At 54.7% G+C, this 15,880-nt stretch carries 13 protein-coding genes; 8 read left to right on the top strand and 5 right to left on the bottom strand.

All coding sequences use genetic code 11. The features are described from left to right. Window positions 1–30: 30 nt before the first annotated feature. From B0B09_RS11520 to B0B09_RS11510, 3 genes are all read right to left on the bottom strand, one after another. Window positions 31–609 carry a polysaccharide biosynthesis/export family protein gene (locus B0B09_RS11520; RefSeq protein ID WP_055294851.1) on the bottom strand — a complete coding sequence of 193 codons (579 nt, stop codon included), beginning with the start codon at window positions 607–609 and terminating at the stop codon, window positions 31–33. A gap of 128 nt (window positions 610–737) precedes the next feature. Continuing rightward, window positions 738–3,125, bottom strand: a complete 2,388-nt coding sequence (locus B0B09_RS11515) for a tetratricopeptide repeat protein (RefSeq protein ID WP_165689328.1) — start codon at window positions 3,123–3,125, stop codon at window positions 738–740. A gap of 78 nt (window positions 3,126–3,203) precedes the next feature. Continuing rightward, entirely contained in the window at window positions 3,204–3,881 is a 678-nt protein-coding gene (locus B0B09_RS11510) for a sugar transferase (RefSeq protein ID WP_076659948.1), read from the bottom strand. Window positions 3,882–4,292: 411 nt separating this feature from the next. On the opposite strand from B0B09_RS11510, the gene B0B09_RS11505 reads away from it, so the two are divergent. Genes B0B09_RS11505 through B0B09_RS11495 form a run of 3 tightly spaced genes read left to right on the top strand, consistent with a single transcriptional unit; the run spans window position 4,293 to window position 7,618 of the window. Further along, the gene (locus B0B09_RS11505) at window positions 4,293–5,138 is read left to right on the top strand and encodes an ExeA family protein (RefSeq protein ID WP_076659947.1); all 846 of its coding nucleotides are present in this window, start codon (window positions 4,293–4,295) and stop codon (window positions 5,136–5,138) included. 39 nt (window positions 5,139–5,177) lie between these two features. Beyond that, window positions 5,178–6,728, top strand: a complete 1,551-nt coding sequence (locus B0B09_RS11500) for a GumC family protein (protein WP_055294843.1) — start codon at window positions 5,178–5,180, stop codon at window positions 6,726–6,728. 17 nt (window positions 6,729–6,745) lie between these two features. Beyond that, window positions 6,746–7,618, top strand: a complete 873-nt coding sequence (locus B0B09_RS11495; RefSeq protein WP_055294841.1) for a CpsD/CapB family tyrosine-protein kinase — start codon at window positions 6,746–6,748, stop codon at window positions 7,616–7,618. A gap of 76 nt (window positions 7,619–7,694) precedes the next feature. On the opposite strand, the gene B0B09_RS11490 is transcribed toward B0B09_RS11495, so the two are convergent. After that, window positions 7,695–8,345 carry a VPLPA-CTERM sorting domain-containing protein gene (locus B0B09_RS11490; protein WP_076659946.1) on the bottom strand — a complete coding sequence of 217 codons (651 nt, stop codon included), beginning with the start codon at window positions 8,343–8,345 and terminating at the stop codon, window positions 7,695–7,697. Window positions 8,346–8,678: 333 nt separating this feature from the next. Continuing rightward, on the bottom strand, window positions 8,679–10,223 hold the full coding sequence (gene xrtD, locus B0B09_RS11485) for a VPLPA-CTERM-specific exosortase XrtD (protein WP_242654412.1): 1,545 nt from the start codon (window positions 10,221–10,223) through the stop codon (window positions 8,679–8,681). 289 nt (window positions 10,224–10,512) lie between these two features. Between xrtD and B0B09_RS11480 the strand changes: the two genes are divergently transcribed. From B0B09_RS11480 to B0B09_RS11460, 5 genes are all read left to right on the top strand, one after another. Beyond that, window positions 10,513–11,088 (top strand): hypothetical protein, encoded by a 576-nt coding sequence (locus tag B0B09_RS11480; RefSeq protein WP_076659944.1) that lies wholly within the window; start codon window positions 10,513–10,515, stop codon window positions 11,086–11,088. Window positions 11,089–11,121: 33 nt separating this feature from the next. After that, on the top strand, window positions 11,122–12,333 hold the full coding sequence (gene epsE, locus B0B09_RS11475) for an exopolysaccharide biosynthesis GT4 family glycosyltransferase EpsE (RefSeq protein ID WP_076659943.1): 1,212 nt from the start codon (window positions 11,122–11,124) through the stop codon (window positions 12,331–12,333). 196 nt (window positions 12,334–12,529) lie between these two features. Further along, complete coding sequence (locus tag B0B09_RS11470) at window positions 12,530–13,978, top strand: hypothetical protein (protein ID WP_076659942.1); 1,449 nt, start codon at window positions 12,530–12,532, stop codon at window positions 13,976–13,978. A gap of 150 nt (window positions 13,979–14,128) precedes the next feature. After that, the gene (locus B0B09_RS11465) at window positions 14,129–14,977 is read left to right on the top strand and encodes a hypothetical protein (RefSeq protein WP_131825026.1); all 849 of its coding nucleotides are present in this window, start codon (window positions 14,129–14,131) and stop codon (window positions 14,975–14,977) included. A 30-nt stretch (window positions 14,978–15,007) separates the two neighbouring features. Further along, on the top strand, window positions 15,008–15,856 hold the full coding sequence (locus tag B0B09_RS11460; RefSeq protein ID WP_076659940.1) for a glycosyltransferase: 849 nt from the start codon (window positions 15,008–15,010) through the stop codon (window positions 15,854–15,856). The last annotated feature ends 24 nt before the right edge of the window (window positions 15,857–15,880 follow it).

Genomic DNA, 15,880 nt, shown 5'->3' with positions numbered 1-15,880 from the left:
CCCCCAAGCGGAAGCTAGGGGTCTGGGTTCTTACTCGAACAGTTTGCGTTGCGGAATGACGATGACGTCACCATCGCGCATCCGGACGGCACCGTTTTCGCTGCTGCCATCAAGGATGCTGTTGTAGTTGATCGTGTAGACGTCACTGCCGCGGCGCAACTGGATGCGTTTGACCGCAGCAAAGTTTGTAAAGCCGCCGAACTGGGCGATCGCCTGCATCAGGTTTGTGCCCGGCTCAATCTCGATCCGGCCAACAGTCGCACCTTCACCGACAACAAAGATACCGATTGTCCGCGGCTCACGTTCGGGTGCGAGCCCTTCAATGCCCACAAAAACGTTTGGAGGGCTGACAAAACTTGCGGCCAAACGGCTGGTCAAAGCGGATTGGATTTGTGCTGTCGTAAGCCCGCTTGCGCGAACGTTCCCCGTGCCGGGCAGTGCGATACGTCCGTCAGGTGCCACCAGCACCACGCGGTTCAAACTGGCATCTTCGGCCACTTCAATACGCAGGGTATCACCGGGCTGTACCCTGTATTCCTGCGCAAGTGTGATCGTGGAAAATAGCATCAGGGTCAGAAGCGACCCAAGAAGGGTAACAATACGGGACATAACGCGGCCTCTTTTTACAGTACAATGACGCGGGCAACACACTCCCGCTCTTGGAAAAGGTTAACCTATGCAGGTCAATTCCCCAACGTAAAAACACCGGAAAACATCGTAAAACGGCGATTTTTGCGCTATTGACCGAATTCGTTCAGTTTTGTGCGGGCAATATCGAACTGGGGAAGGGACTGATCACCAGCAAGCATTAATGCGCGCCGCAAATGGGTTGTCGCGTTTTCGGTTTGTCCCAGATCTGCGTAGACCATGCCAAGATGGTATTGGACTAGCGGATCATCGGGCAAACCGGCTGCGGCCGGTGCAAGATGGGTCAGGGCCTCTTCCGGATTGCCCTGACGATAAGCAATCCAGCCATAGGTGTCCTGAAACGCCGGTACCTCAAGATCACGCAAGCGTTTCGCGATCGCGGCAGCCCGGGCGAGGCTGGCGTCGTCTTTCTTATGGGTTGCGATCAAGGATGCAAGATTATTGGCGATGACCACCGCATCCGAGTTTGCCGCATACATCTCTTCATAGATCGCGATGGCGGCATCAATGTCTCCACGTTCCTCATACCGCGTGGCGCTGAGCCAGCGCAGATTGAGCGAGTTTGGAAGCGCATCAAGACCAGCCTCGAGCACAGCATCTGCTTTCGCGGGTTGGTCTGTCGCGACAAGAAGGTTGTAGAGACGCAGGAACGGGGCCTCGGATTGCGGCGAGGCGGCGATTATCCGGCGGAATGCCGCTTCGGAGGTTTCGAAATCGCTGTCCATCGCGAATAAGCTGGCGCTTAGCATTTGTAGTCTGTCGTCTTCGGGAAAACGGGTCAAAGCCTCATTGAGTGTGCTGCGTGCTGAGGCAAGGTTGCCGGCGAGAAGATGGATCTGCACCAGTTGTGTGACGGCTTCAACATCCCCGTTCCCCTGCTCTATCTCGGCTTGGAGAAAGGCAAGGCTGTCTTCAATTCTGTTCTGGCCGAGCAAAAGCGCGGCTTGCAGCGATGTCGCGGCTTTCTGCGCTGCTGCAGTTTGAATGGCCCTTAGCGTCGTGGCAATGCTTTGCGCTTCGATCCAGGCACCTTCGCCAAGCAGGATACCGGCCAGACTCGTCATCACGGCAACGTTGTTCGGATTTGCGGCGCGTGCATCCGTCAGGACCGAACGCGCGGCGGCTGTCCGTCCGTCTTCAAGCAGGAAGTTGGCATAGCGGATCGCCTCATCCGGCGCGCTATTTGTGACATCGACCGCCAAAGCAAGTCGTTCGCCGGCAAGGGCGCGATTGCCCTCACGCTGGTGGGCCTGCGCCATCAATGTCAGTGTTTCCGCGTCGCGCGGTTGCTGGCTCAGGGCCTGACGCAAAGCGAGGACCGCTTCACCGGCGCGATCATCCGCAATGAGCCATGTGGCATGCAGCTTCAGCGCATCGACGTTCGTTTCATCTTCCGAAAGGATCATGTCCACCTGCGCGCGGGCGGCGGCCTCATCACCTGTCGCGATAAGTAGGCGGGCGTAAGTATTGCGGATCTGCCGCGTCTGGTCCGAGGGCGCAGCATCTGAAAGCACAGCCTCAAAGGTCGCGATGGCCGCGTCCCTGTCGCCTGCTTCAAAACCGAGCGCTGCAGCGAGTGTGATATAGACATCTGCGTTCGGAGTACCCGCATTGGCAGCGGCGAGGCGGTCAAGCTCTTGCCGTGCAACATCTGGGCCTTGTGTGTTCTGCAAGAACCGGACGACAGCGATATGGCCGTCAATCCGGGCGGTATCCACACCCGCGAGTTCACGCAGGTACCCTTCCGCGCCTGCCAGATCGTCCTGCACAAAGTACCAACCAATGAGGGCTTGCTTCAGATTGGGATCATCGGGAAACAGCGCCACCATCCGCCTGAGCTGCTGGCCAATATTCGGCATGTCATCGATCTGCGTCAAAACCTGCAGGCGGGCTGTATGATAGGCATAGCTCTCGGGGTCACGTGCGAGCGCATGGTCAATTTCCGGCAAGGCGTCGCTTGGTGTGTCACTGCGCATCAGGTTGTCGATCACGACACGTCGCGCAACCTCATCGTCTGGGCTTGCATCCAACAGCGCCCGCGCGCGGGTTGCGGCCTGTGCAAGCGCTGTGGTGTCATTGATTTGCGTCGCGTCGCGGTAGGCAAGTGCCACAGCAACTGCCTGCGCGGCCGCGTTATCCGGTGCAAGAGCGATAGCGGCCTGACCATGACGACGCGCCTCGTTCCAGTTGCTGATATCAATGGCCGTTCTGGCCAGTATGATGCGGACGTCTGCGGTATCGGGGTATTGTTCGATCAGCCGCAGGTACTGGCTATAAGCTGCGCCGATATCCCCTTGTTCAAGGCGTATTTCGGCCAGCTTGCGCCGCGCGTCTTCATGGAACCCGTCATGTTGAAAGACATTCAGGAACTGGATCGCCGCGCGGTCCATGTCTCCGGCCTCAAGCAGCTCAAGCCCGGACTGGTAAAACGCGTCAGCCTTTTCTTCGTTTGTTTTGCAGGCTGAAAGCGCAGCCATACTTAGGCAAATCAGACAAACGCGCAGAAAATGTGGCATGAGTTACCTAGTGTACCGGCCTCACGTAAAGACCTTGGATTAATATCCGGTCCCTTTTACCACAACACGAACGGTCGCCAACAACAGCTTCACGTCATTCGCAAAGGACATATTGGCGATATAGGCGGTGTCAAAGCGCGCACGGTCCGCAAAAGTACATTCGTTGCGCTCGGATACCTGCCAGCTGCCGGTAATGCCCGGGCGTTGGGAGTAATAAGCAAGGCCAGGATAGAGTGTCTGTTGCTCAGGCAGCATCGGACGCGGGCCGACAAGGCTCATGTCGCCGATCAGGACGTTCCACAGCTGGGGCAGTTCATCAATCGAGCTTTTGCGCAAGAGCGCCCCGATTTTCGTAATCCGTGGATCGCGCTTGAGTTTCTGTGTCAGTGTCCATTCTGCAGCGGCTTCAGGGCTCTTTGACAGGTGATCTTGCAGTTTGGAGTCTGCGTTCACCACCATCGTGCGCAATTTCCAGATACGATAGAAGCGGCCATTCCTCCCTACGCGATCCTGCCGATAGAAGGCGGGGCCCCCATCCCGCTTTACCACCAGCGCGAGCACACCAATAAGTGGTAGGATAAAAGGAATTGATGCGACGACGCACAACACATCAAAGATGCGCTTCAGCCCAAGCTCATAAGGCCCCTTGATCGGAAGCGACGGTCCGATCAGTCTTGAATTCGTATGTTTTCTCGCGTCAGAATAATCTGTCGACATGTAATTGCTCACTCGTTAACCAAATTTACTCGCCAGAAATAACAACAAATTCTGCAGCACCGGATGACCGAAAAAAACTAGTCGCCCTGCGGTGCACTGGCAAAAGTTAATATATCATTAAACAATGATCACGTGAACCGGTCCTTTAGATTTCGAAGGTAAAAAAGAACGTTTTTCGCCATAGTTGGCGGTAGTGTGTTCACAATCTAACCAGTGGTTTTATAAAAGCATCATCATTGTTTCGACATGCGAACCAATGAGTCTATAGAATCGCCTTACCTTAGGGCAGTTTGCCAAAGTTTGAGGGTTCTGGTGGTCTGAAAACCGCTTTTCCTTTAGACATCATCGAGTGCCGAATCGTGTTTGTTTCGGATGTAGTTGGAACGAGAGTGACTGTGTTTCGGGGTCTGAATGAACCAAGCCATCAGTATCTACCTTAACCATTTCGGGTTGAGCGAACGCCCTTTTAGCTTGGTGCCGGACCCTGACTTTATCTATTGGTCACCTGCGCATGAGCGGGCCTATGCGATGTTCGAGTTCGGTCTTGTGACCCGTGCGCCGATCACGCTGATAACGGGCGAGGTTGGTGCCGGTAAGACCACGCTTTTGCATCACTTGCTGAAGTCGATCGATGACGAGCTTGTGGTTGGTCTGATCTCAAACGCACATGGCACGCGGGACGAGCTATTGCGCTGGGTTCTGCAATCGCTTGATCAGCCGGTGCCACCAGGGGCTGACTATGTCACGCTCTTCGGCCAGTTTGAGGAATTCCTGATTGCGACTTATGCCAAAGGTCATCGCGTTGCCCTGATTTTTGACGAGGCGCAAAACCTCAACCGCGAGTCACTTGAAGAATTGCGGATGTTCACGAATATCAACGCCAACAAGGATGAGTTGTTGCAGCTTGTCCTGGTTGGCCAACCCGAGTTGCGCGAAAATGTCCGCCATCCCAATCTGACGCAATTCGCGCAGCGGGTCGCCTCAAGCTTCCATCTGCCCACACTCGACGCCGAGACCGTCGCGGAATACATTCATCACCGCCTGAAAGTTGCCGGCGCCAAGGACGAGATCTTTAGCCCCGGCGCATGCAAGCGAATCTATACCGAGACCCGTGGCGTGCCGCGACTGATTAACCAACTCTGTGACTTTTCGCTACTTTATGCGTATACAGACGACAAACATAAGGTGAACGAAACTATCGTGAAACAAGTGCTTAACGATGGTGTCTTTTTCGGCGGTGGGGTGTCCGCGAGTTAGCAGTTTCTTGAGCCCGACCTCGCATGTGAATGGTAAACGATGGATCTTAAATTTTATCTGGCAGTCTTTTGGAGGCGCTTTCCATATGTCCTGATCCTGCTGGCCCTTGGGACAGCAGCAGGGCTGACGGTGGCGCTGACCCAGAAACCGATTTACGTGGCCGAAGCCCGTTTGGTTGTTGAATCCCAGCAGATCCCAGATGAACTTGCCGCATCTACCGTGCGCACTGATGCCGCCGAACAGTTGCAAATTATCCAGCAGCGTATTTTCACGCGGGATAACCTGCTCGACATGGCCAACCGCCTTGGGGTTTACACCGAAACCGATGCCACCGAAGACCGTTTGCGTCCTGATGAAAAAGTGGAGGACATGAGCGCGCGGATCAACGTTGACCTTGGCGGTCGGTCGGCAGCGATTATCGTAAGGGTCAGCTTCGACGATCCGCTGCCAGATCGCGCGGCTGCGGTGGTCAACGAAATCGTCACTTTGATTCTGCAAGAGAACATCGAGATGCGCACGACGGTCTCGGGACAAACGCTGGACTTCTTCGCGCAAGAGACAGAGCAGCTGGAGCAGGAACTGTCCCAGATGCGCGGCCAAATTCTTGCGTTCCAAGAGGCCAATCTGGAAGCGTTGCCGGATAGCCTCGAGTTTCGCAGGTCACAGCAAGCAGCAGCGGCGGAGCGCATTCTGGAGCTTGATCGTGAACGGATACAATTGCGTGAACGTCGCGACCGCCTCGTGCAACTTTTTGAACAGACCGGAGAAGTCGGCCTGCTTGGCGTCGCTGCGCGCACCCCTGAGGAGGCGGAACTACAGGATTTGCTGGATGAATTGACGCGTGCCTCGGCACTGCTTTCGCCTGACAATCCACGCATCGGAATTTTGCAGGCACAGGTCGCTGCATTGGAAAGAATTGTCGCCGCCCAACAGGCCGCTGCGAGTAACGGAACACTTGATACCGAAGGCGCGCCATTGACCCCGTTTGCTTTGCAGCTAGCAGATCTTGAGGGCCAGATCGCCTTTATTGACGAGCAAAAGGCACTTATTGAGCAGAATCTGGATGAGCTGTCGGCGTCTATCGCTGCGACACCCGGAAATGCGCTTACGCTGGCAACGCTTGAGCGGAACTTTGAGAACCTGCGGACACAATATGACCGCGCCGTACAAAACCGTGCGATTGCAGAAGTGGGCGATACAATCGAGGCTTTGTCCAAAGGGCAGCGCATCACAGTTATTGAACAAGCTATTCCGCCAACAAGCCCGACACGACCAAACAGACGTTTGATAGCGGCGACGGGCGTTGCAGCAGGTCTTGGGATGGGGTTTGGATTAATTGTCTTGCTCGAGCTTTTGAACACTGCCGTGCGACGCCCAGCTGATATTGTGGATGGTTTGAAAATCACGCCCTTCATGACGATGCCATACATCCGGACCCGCGGTCAGATTTGGCGGCGGCGGCTTCTTGTCCTTGCGGCTTTGGCTGTGGTCTTTTTGGGTGTTCCTGCGGCGGTTTGGTACATTGACGAGAATATCCAGCCGCTGCAGCCGATCTTTGACGAAATGCTGCGCCGCGTCGGTTTGGAATAAGGGTAGGGCGAGACGATATGGACAAGATACAAGCCGCAATCGCCAAAGCACGCGCTGCCCGCGAGGAAATCACCGGCAACGCGAAGACGAGCCAACGGCAATCCTATATCGCCAGCAGGCGCCGGGCCCTTAACAAAGAGCATGATGTCGCTATGGCTGACCGTGCCGCAATCTGGCAACCGCTTGCCACTTTTGCGCCACCGGCCAAGCAAATGGCAAAACATCGCGTCGTGACGTTCGAGACAGGGCCGCAATCGGATCAGGGTGTCATGGCTTTTGACAAGCTGCGTACCAAGGTGTTGCAGGAGATGCGGATCAATGGATGGCGCCGCCTTGCGATTACGTCACCCAGCGCAGACTGCGGGAAAACGACAGTCTCGATGAACCTTGCCTTTTCGCTGGCAAAACAGCCCGAGATATTCACTGTTGTCGCTGAAATGGACATGCGGCGTCCGTCGATGGCGTCTATCTTTGGCCTGTCCGGCGAGACCGGTTTTTCGACTGTCCTGGGTGGCCAGGCCGCGTTTTCCGACATCGCGAAACGCCCGCGGCCCAACTTGGCCTTTGGTCTGAATTACACACGCACGCGCAATCCTGCGGAGCTTTTGCAGAGTTCAACGGTGGGTCGCGCTTTGGCCGATATCGAAGAGCAGTTCGCACCGGACCTGACAATCTTTGATATGCCGCCGATGTTAAGCAGCGATGACACGATGGCCTTTATGGGTCAGGTCGATTGCGTGCTTTTGATCGCTGCCGCCGAGTCCACCTCGATCGGTGAAATCGACGTCTGTGAGCGTGATCTGGCATCGCAGACAAATGTAATGGGTGTTTTGCTTAACAAGTGCCGCTATTTGGACAAAGAGTCCGGCAGTGCCGGTGCCTATTACTAATCCAGTCGCTTTGGATCAGAACAACAAAAAAGCCGGCAGAGAGCCGGCTTTTTCTTTTCGAATTGTATGCGTGTACCTAGGCAGCGACGGTTTTGCGCCGGCGCAGCACCAATGCGCCACCAAGTGCCGACAGCAAGAGCAAGCTGCCTGCGGGCAGTGGGACCGCAGCCACATCAATGCGCACCACGATATCGTCAAAGTCGCGGTCACCGCGTGCGATATCGTCAAAAAGCACATAGAAGGCATTCGCACTGATCGCCACAAAGCCCATTGCATAATGGCGCGTTGCCTCATCGGCGACGCCATCGTTGTTGAACAAACCCGTCGCCCAAGTCGGGGCGTAGGTTCCGAATGCAAAGTCGAGGAAACCGCTCACGGCCTGCGTGACGGTCACGGTTGCATTTGTCGCGGTGTAAGTGGGGCCGCGGTTATCAAATACTTCTGTCCCCATGACAGCAGCATAGTTGCTGTTGCCGGCTTCGGCGCCAAGGTAAGTGTATGTGATTTGCGCCATACCACTCACAATATCGAGGAAAAGACCGTTTGATGCGTTCTTGCGCGACCCATCAATCATGTCGATTGTTGTGTTATTCAAAGAGCCCAAAACGTCGTTGTTCGTGACAACATGCGTCTGGCCTGTACCGTGCAGGCTCAGCGTTGCCGCACTTGCCGCCGTTGCTGTGAGTGCAACTGCTGTAATAACGCCTGCGAAAAATTTCTTGAACATTTGATCCACCATTAACCGTCAAAAACTGCGACGATACTAATTAACTTATCGTTAACACTATAGCGCCTCCTGGGTGGGCGGGTGCAAGGAGAAAGTAGTGAAATATGGCAATTTCGCCCATCTTTGCGTGCGGCTAGCATTTGGGAAGGTACTTTTTTACAACAATTAGTGTTTGGAGTGCGCATTGTGGCGCAAGGCGAAACAAATATGCTGAAGCCCCTGACATTTTCAAAAGCGCACTCTGAGTCGCAATGCCAGATCCGAACTGCGCCCAATCATGCCGTTATTGTGCTGGGCTGTGCTCTCTTTGCGCGTCTTGATGTGTTGCGGCGGCTAGGCGTCCAATCCCGGTACAAATCGCGGTAATATGTCAACTGTTTCACGGAACATGTCTTGCAGGCGGGCTTCTGCGTCTGCCTCGGTTTCGCCCGACATGATCGGGGTTGTCAGGCGCACCAACGCACCGTCCGTCCGGCCGATGGTGATGCTGTCCCACAGTAAATACATCTTCGCAGCAAAGTCCCACGCGGTGTGCCGTCCGTGTTGTTCAAACCAGTAATAGACCAGCATCCGCGTTTGGTCTCTTTGAATGACAGCGCGGTTGAGGTTGTAGGGCGCGGCAAGGCCCATTTGTGGCGCGATATCTATGCGGTCCAGTTTTGCGATCTCCCAACCGGCGCCGGGCAAGCATATCTCGGGCGAATGGATTCCGCCTTGGGTTTGATCGTCATACCACGCGATGAAGAGTTGCACAGGCGCGGTCCGGGCGCTGTGGGTGAAATGGACTGACAGGTAATCATCCGCCGCTAAATTCTCGGCGACATCGGGCGCAAGCACTTCCGGGATATCGCCGTCCCATGCGCCCAAACGCGCGGGGAAGACGGTAAAGGGTTCACGATCAACGGTGGTCGTTGCGGTTTGTGGTCGTATCTCCCATGCAATGGCCCCCGCGCCAAGCAAGAGGGCCGAGAAGATCAGGGCGCGTGAAGGCGCGATGAAGCGAATACGGGCAACCTGTGAGGCCCAGCCGGAGGTATCGAGGTCGAGCGCGTCAACAAGGCCCAGTCGTGAGCCCGAAAAGCGCAACATGACCCACGCAAGTAAGAAAAGCAGGACCACGCAGATCATGAAAATGATCCAGCCTTCGAAGAAATGTGTGAAGCCTTCAAGGTAGTCGAGGCCAACATAGTTCACCAGCCACCCCGCAAACGCGATCCGGACCGAATTCATCACGATCGTGATCGGGACTGCCGCGAGCAGCAGGACCGCCTTGTGCCAGACCGACCCTTTGAACAGCACCGCAAAGACATAGGAAAATGACATGATAGGGAACAGGTAGCGCAGCCCAGAGCAGGCCTCGGCGACGTGGAGCTTATAGACCCCCAGATCAATGATGTTGCCTTCCAGAAAGACGGGAACACTTAGCAATTGCAGCATCCAGACGCCCAACTCGGACGAGAACACCTGAAGCGAGGTCGAAATTTTGTAATAGATGACGCCCGGTAGCGGCAGCATATAGACCAGATGCAGCACAGGTGGCCAGAATTGCTTGCCCTGCTGCCACCCCCATGAAATCAGCAAAAGCGCACCAACCCAAAGAATGATCGCATAGGTAACGACTTCGTTGATCTGGCTTAGCTTGCCAAGTGCGCCAAGCGTCATTGCTACGAGCATGAGTGCAATACCCGGCCCACGGTCTGTGACCGGCGCAAGGTTGACAGGCACATCTTTTAGCTGCCGCAGAAAAAGCAAGAGCGACAAGACCGGGATCAGTGGACCGTGGCTATACTCGGGAAGTTCCCATGCAGCCAGCAAGGCATTGAACCCCTCATGAAAGAACACCAGCCCGGCAATGAGGAAGAGAACCAGCCAGAACATGCCTGTCGTCAAAAAACCAGTTGGGACGGAAGACAGATTTTGTTCTTGGGTCAAGGCCATCTGGAATCACTCGTAAACTGGAATCACTCGTAAAGTCGTATGCGTCTGCTGCTATCACATTCCTAGAGCAGTTAGATCGTGGCATAGATGATAATTATGCCATTTTTTGGGGCAACCCTTGCTGAATTGTGAGAGTACTTATGCATGATTGACGGCTTCATGCCTTCTTTCTCGCGCAGCTCTAGAACGCTAGGCTTGTAGTTTGGGCGGCTCAGGGTAAAGGAAACCGATGGGTTTGAATGGTCTTCTTGCGTGTATTTCTGCTGATTGGTCTCCGACGATCGGTGATCCGACACTGACAGGTTGGGTGACCGCAGTTGCATATCTGGCGGCAAGTTGTCTTTCTGCGATCGTGGCATACCACCATTCGGGCAAACTGCGTCTCTTCTGGTTGGGGCTTTTCGTCGTACTTTTGTTGTTGGCTGTGAACAAGCAGCTCGATTTGCAGTCCGCCCTCACGGCTGCTGGACGCTGTGCCGCTAAGGCGCAAGGATGGTACGAGAACCGTCGCTCTGTCCAGATTGCGTTTATTCTGGCGATTCTCGTGATCTGCGGGGTTGTCGCAGCAGGCCTGCTTTGGGTGATGCGGCGTGAAGTTTCCCTTGTCTGGCCCGCGCTTATCGGGATTGTCAGTTTGCTGGCATTCATTGCAATCCGCGCTGCGGGCTTTCACCACTTTGACCAGTTCATCGGTTTTGAAGTTGGCGGGGCCCGGATGAATACTTTCCTTGAATTGGGCGGCATTTCAATGATTGCTGTAAATGCATTCAGTCTCCTGTGGTTCAAGCGGGAAACTGAACGATAATGCCCCGGCTGCTTTTGTAGGAATGGAGAACCCATGACGAACCCAAGTCCCATCGGTTATCTGGTCCCAGAGTTTCCCAGCCAGACACATGCTTTTTTCTGGCGCGAACTGACCGCGATCGAAGCGGCGGGTGTTGGTGTTCATATATTTTCGACGCGCAGACCAAAGCGGGGCAGTTGTCCGCATGCATTTGCAGAAACTGCTATTTCACGCACCACCTATCTTTTCCCGCCAAACTGGGGCCGCGTTCTAGTTTTCTTGGCGCGCAAACCTGTGGCTGTTGGCAAGGCGCTGAAGTACATTGGGGGTCTGAAGGAAACCCCACCGCACCGTCGTGCGATGCTGACGGCGCTCATCGGATCTGCCGCTGAACTCGTCATCGCTTGTCGTGCAGCGGGGATTGAGCATGTTCATATCCATTCATGCGCCAATGCTGCGCATCTGGGTGCCTTGGCCAATATTCTGGGCGGTTTGCGCTATAGCTTGACCCTGCATGGTGATTTGCAGGTTTACGGGTCTGATCATCATGCCAAGATGGCGAATGCCAGCTTTGTCAGCTCTGTGACTGTGCCGCTGCAGACCACCCTGAAAGAAAAAGTTAACCCCGATGGGCACTATCCTGTGATCTGGATGGGCGTTGATACGGGCCGCTTTGTACCAAACACCACAAAAAGACGCAGCCTGCAGGATGGTAGATTTACCGCGGTAAGTGTCGCGCGTCTGAATTTTACGAAAGGGCACCATTTCTTTCTTCAGGCAATGGCGAAACTGCGTGATGAGGGGTTGCACATACACTACCTGATTGCTGGTGAAGGATCCCAAAGAGAGGTAATTGAGGCCGAGATTGTCAGGCTCGGATTGACTGAACACGTTGAAATGCTGGGCTCTGTTGGCGAGGATCAGGTTCTGGAGCTTTTGCAATCGGCAGATATGCTTGCCCTGACGTCGGTGTTTCACGGAGAGGCAGCGCCAGTTGCAGTCATGGAAGCAATGTCATGTGCCTTGCCGCCTGTCTGTTCCATTATTGGCGGGACAGCGGACATGATCGAAGACGGTGTTGACGGGTATCTGGTGCCACAAGAAGATGTAAGTGCTATCGCCGATGCGACACGGAAGCTCGTTTTGGATCCGGTTTTGCGCGACGCGATGGGCGCGCGTGCGCGGCAAACTGCGCTGAGACTCTTTGATCACAATACAAATGCGATGGCGCTTTATAATGAGATCGTTGCGGCGGGGTCTCGTTAGGGTGTGTCACGCGCTCGTGTGACGCTGGCGCGACTGCGCTATCAACCTGATGGGTTCTGATCCTTGAGTGCAAGAAAGACGTATCGGCATTCGAGGGGGAATGACCGTCGTTTTGCGAAACTTGGCAAAGCCCATAAGTGTGATATGAACTTTCAAACGAATTGCGACCTATCATCACAAGAGAGGTGCACCAGATATGGCAGCTTTCGCTCTCGTGTCTTGGCTATTTATCGCCATGATCTTTTTTGCGCAGAGAGCGATTGTTCCCGCGTTATTGATAGCGACAGTATTTCCTTACCTGTTTTTGCCGGAAGCCTTTGCAATCGAGCTTCCCGGATTGCCGGATCTGAGCAAGACGTCCGCGATCTCAGCGGGTCTTATCGCTGGTCTGCTTTTGTTTGGGGCCCGAAGCCGCAGCGCGGTTCAGTTGCCGGTTCTTAAAGTCGAAGGGCGCAAATTTCGGTTTGTCTTGTTTTCGCTGCTTGGTGCAGTTGTGATCGGGATTGTACTGACAGTCCTTAATAACGCTGAATGGCTTGTCTATGGGCGGGTTGTACTGCCGGCCATGAGACCTTGGGATGCGATTGGGCGGCTGTTTGATCTCATTATCCTTGCGACGCCGTTCTTCTTGGCGCGCAAGTATCTCGCCACACCTGAAACGCATCGTGCCCTGTGTAAGGCTTTGGTCCTGTCAGCTTTGGTTTACTCTCTCTTGATGTTGGTTGAGTTCCGATTGAGCCCGCAATTGCACAATTGGGTATACGGCTACCATCAGCATTCATTCTTGCAGCATATCCGCGATGGCTATCGCCCCATGGTGTTCTTGGAACATGGTCTCTGGGTTGGCTTCTTCATCTTTTCGGCAGTGATGGCCGCGGCAGCGCTTTGGAAGGCAGAAAAGAAGTCGAAATGGCTCTGGGCTCTGGCGTGGATCTTTATCATTTTGATGTTCAGCGAGAACCTAGGCGCTTTTGCCATCGGGGTGATGTGCCTTGCTGTATTTTTTGTTGCCAACAGAAAGATGCAGATTTTGTTCGTCAGCCTTCTTGCACTGGCGGTTGTGACTTATCCCGCGCTCAGGCAGGCCCAGGTCATTCCTCTTGATCGCATGATTTTAGCCGCTGGGAGCATTTCGGAGGATCGCGCCGGGTCGTTGATTTTTCGCATCAATAATGAAGATCGCCTGCTCGAACGTGTGGCGCAAAAGCCGCTTACAGGCTGGGGGAGCTGGGGGCGCGACCGGATATATGATGATACCGGATCGAATATCGTGGTCACCGACGGGCTTTGGATCATCATGCTTGGTGGATGGGGGTGGATTGGCTATATCGGCTTCTTTGGTCTGCTGGCCGCACCCTTGTTGTTCATGTCTGCGACGGCACGCCGAAAGGAGATGCCTCCTGAAACGATAGCATTGGCGTTGATTTGTGCGGGCAATCTCATTTACCTGATTCCAAACGCTACGTTGACGCCCATTGGGTTGTTGTGCTTCGGGGCACTGGCGGGGTTCGCTGAATTCGACCAGTTGAAGCAGACGGCCGATGCTGTGGATGAACCCCTTCAAACAAGCCGCTCAGCTTACGGATATACGCGGTTCCCGCAAAAGCAGACGCTGGGTCAAACGACAGCAGATCTTCAAAGCTGATGGGTATGCGCCCGTTGATCAGGGAAATCGCTTCAATTGCGCCATGATTCTGGAGTAATGTGATACGGGATTATCAAAGGTTTTACGGCCAGCAATCCGATCCGTGATCAGCTGCGTCGGAAATGGGTTCGTTTTAGAGTAGGAAGTGTTATGTCGCTTAGATTAAAGCCGTCTTTCATCACAAGCATCGTTATGGCGCTCATGGTTACGTTGGCTGCGATGGCGCAAGCGCAGGAAAGACCTCTTACACAGCGCGTTATCCAGTCAGGCCATAGTCTTACGGACGGGGTCCTGCCGCCGCTTGCAACACTTGTGAAGTTGGCGGGAAATCCGTCTGTCGTGATGGATAAATCGACTATCCCCGGTAGCCCGATGGAAATACGTTGGCGCGAGGCGCCAGGCTTTGATGCGCCTGACGCGCGCCATGATATTGCAGACTATGATACGCTCGTTTTGACCGAGCGCGCCTCTTTATCGAATACAATGCCTTATCACAATTCACTCGAGCAATCGCTGCTTTGGTTCGAAAATGCATGGACCAATGGCAATGGTGGGAATGGCGCAGAAACCATCCTTTACGCCACTTGGGTTGATATCGAGAGCGGCCCCGATTTCGACAACCCGCATAAGGACTCGGAAGGTAATATTCCCTTCCGCCAAAGACTGGACCTGGAAATGGCGCGCTGGGAAGAAATGCGCACCTACGTCAACGAAAACCGCCCCGAAGGTTCGCCTGAAATGCGTATGATCCCGGGGCCTTTGTTGATGGCCGCAATCTATGATGACATTGCTGCGGGTACTGCGCCCGGGTTGACAGATATTTCTGATCTCTTCGCGGACACAATTCACCTGAACGACTTGGGGGACTATTTTATCGCGCTGGCGCATTTTGCGGTGATCTATGGCCGTGACCCACGAGGTTTGCAAAACCTCGATGGTGTGACGCCGGAACAGGCACGATATATGCAGGATCTTGTGTGGAAAGTTCTGTCCGAGTGAGGCGTACTGCAGCTTGTCAAAGGGTCATCCTTGCTCACTGTCATTATCCCCAGTCACAATGAAGAAAACCACATCCCCGGGTGTCTGGATGCGGTGATCGCGCAGCGTGATCTGCCGCCCAACCATGGCGTTCAGGTGATCGTCGCAGCGAACGGGTGCAGTGATCGGACCGTTACGCTTGCGCGGCAAAAAGAACCTGCACTGAAGGCTGTAGGTTTTGATCTTGTCGTGCTGGATATTGCGCGGGGCAACAAGATGAACGCCTTGAACGAGGCCGAGGTTGTGGCCTCCTATGGCAACCGGATTTTCCTTGATGCCGACGTGATTATCGGGCGCAGAATGCTTGCCGAAATGGCAGAGATTTTGTCCAATGATGCACCCGTCTACGCCAGTGGGACCGTCCGCATCCAGCGCGCGCAAAGCCTGATCACACGGGCCTATGCCAAGGTCTGGACGCAGATGCCTTTCGTGCGGGACGGTGTGCCGGGCATCGGGCTTTATGCGGTAAACGCCAAGGGCCGTGCGCGGTGGGGCGCTTTTCCTGCGATTATTGCCGATGACCGTTTTGTGCGGCTTCAATTTGCCCCGCAGGAACGGCGCAAGACCCGCGAGACCCATGATTGGCCACTTCCGGAAGGGTTTGGCAATTTGGTCAACGTCCGCCACCGATGGCGTGAGGGCAACCTTGAACTTGCCGAAAAATACCCCGCATTGTTGGCCAACGACAGCGAGATCAACGCATCGGGAAGCAACATTCCTCTGCTGCTCCGTACGCCGTTTTCGTCAGCCGTCTTTGTCCTGGTTTATGTGGTGAGCACAATCCGGGCGAAACGCAGTCTCGGGGATGGCAGGGATGTCTGGCGCCGTGGCAGGAACTGAAAGGCTGTTGGGCGACAAGGAGGG

It is taken from the genome of Yoonia rosea, assembly GCF_900156505.1.
In the GTDB taxonomy this organism is placed as follows: domain Bacteria; phylum Pseudomonadota; class Alphaproteobacteria; order Rhodobacterales; family Rhodobacteraceae; genus Yoonia; species Yoonia rosea.
This window is presented reverse-complemented; position numbering and strand designations above follow the sequence as displayed.

What these genes read in the sequence shown, in the direction of transcription:
- B0B09_RS11520 (WP_055294851.1), bottom strand. Translation starts at nt 609, where the DNA reads ATGTCCCGTATTGTTACCCTTCTTGGGTCGCTTCTGACCCTGATGCTA.
- B0B09_RS11515 (WP_165689328.1), bottom strand. Translation starts at nt 3,125, where the DNA reads ATGGCTGCGCTTTCAGCCTGCAAAACAAACGAAGAAAAGGCTGACGCG.
- B0B09_RS11510 (WP_076659948.1), bottom strand. Translation starts at nt 3,881, where the DNA reads ATGTCGACAGATTATTCTGACGCGAGAAAACATACGAATTCAAGACTG.
- B0B09_RS11505 (WP_076659947.1), top strand. Translation starts at nt 4,293, where the DNA reads ATGAACCAAGCCATCAGTATCTACCTTAACCATTTCGGGTTGAGCGAA.
- B0B09_RS11500 (WP_055294843.1), top strand. Translation starts at nt 5,178, where the DNA reads ATGGATCTTAAATTTTATCTGGCAGTCTTTTGGAGGCGCTTTCCATAT.
- B0B09_RS11495 (WP_055294841.1), top strand. Translation starts at nt 6,746, where the DNA reads ATGGACAAGATACAAGCCGCAATCGCCAAAGCACGCGCTGCCCGCGAG.
- B0B09_RS11490 (WP_076659946.1), bottom strand. Translation starts at nt 8,345, where the DNA reads ATGTTCAAGAAATTTTTCGCAGGCGTTATTACAGCAGTTGCACTCACA.
- xrtD (WP_242654412.1), bottom strand. Translation starts at nt 10,223, where the DNA reads ATGTTCTGGCTGGTTCTCTTCCTCATTGCCGGGCTGGTGTTCTTTCAT.
- B0B09_RS11480 (WP_076659944.1), top strand. Translation starts at nt 10,513, where the DNA reads ATGGGTTTGAATGGTCTTCTTGCGTGTATTTCTGCTGATTGGTCTCCG.
- epsE (WP_076659943.1), top strand. Translation starts at nt 11,122, where the DNA reads ATGACGAACCCAAGTCCCATCGGTTATCTGGTCCCAGAGTTTCCCAGC.
- B0B09_RS11470 (WP_076659942.1), top strand. Translation starts at nt 12,530, where the DNA reads ATGGCAGCTTTCGCTCTCGTGTCTTGGCTATTTATCGCCATGATCTTT.
- B0B09_RS11465 (WP_131825026.1), top strand. Translation starts at nt 14,129, where the DNA reads ATGTCGCTTAGATTAAAGCCGTCTTTCATCACAAGCATCGTTATGGCG.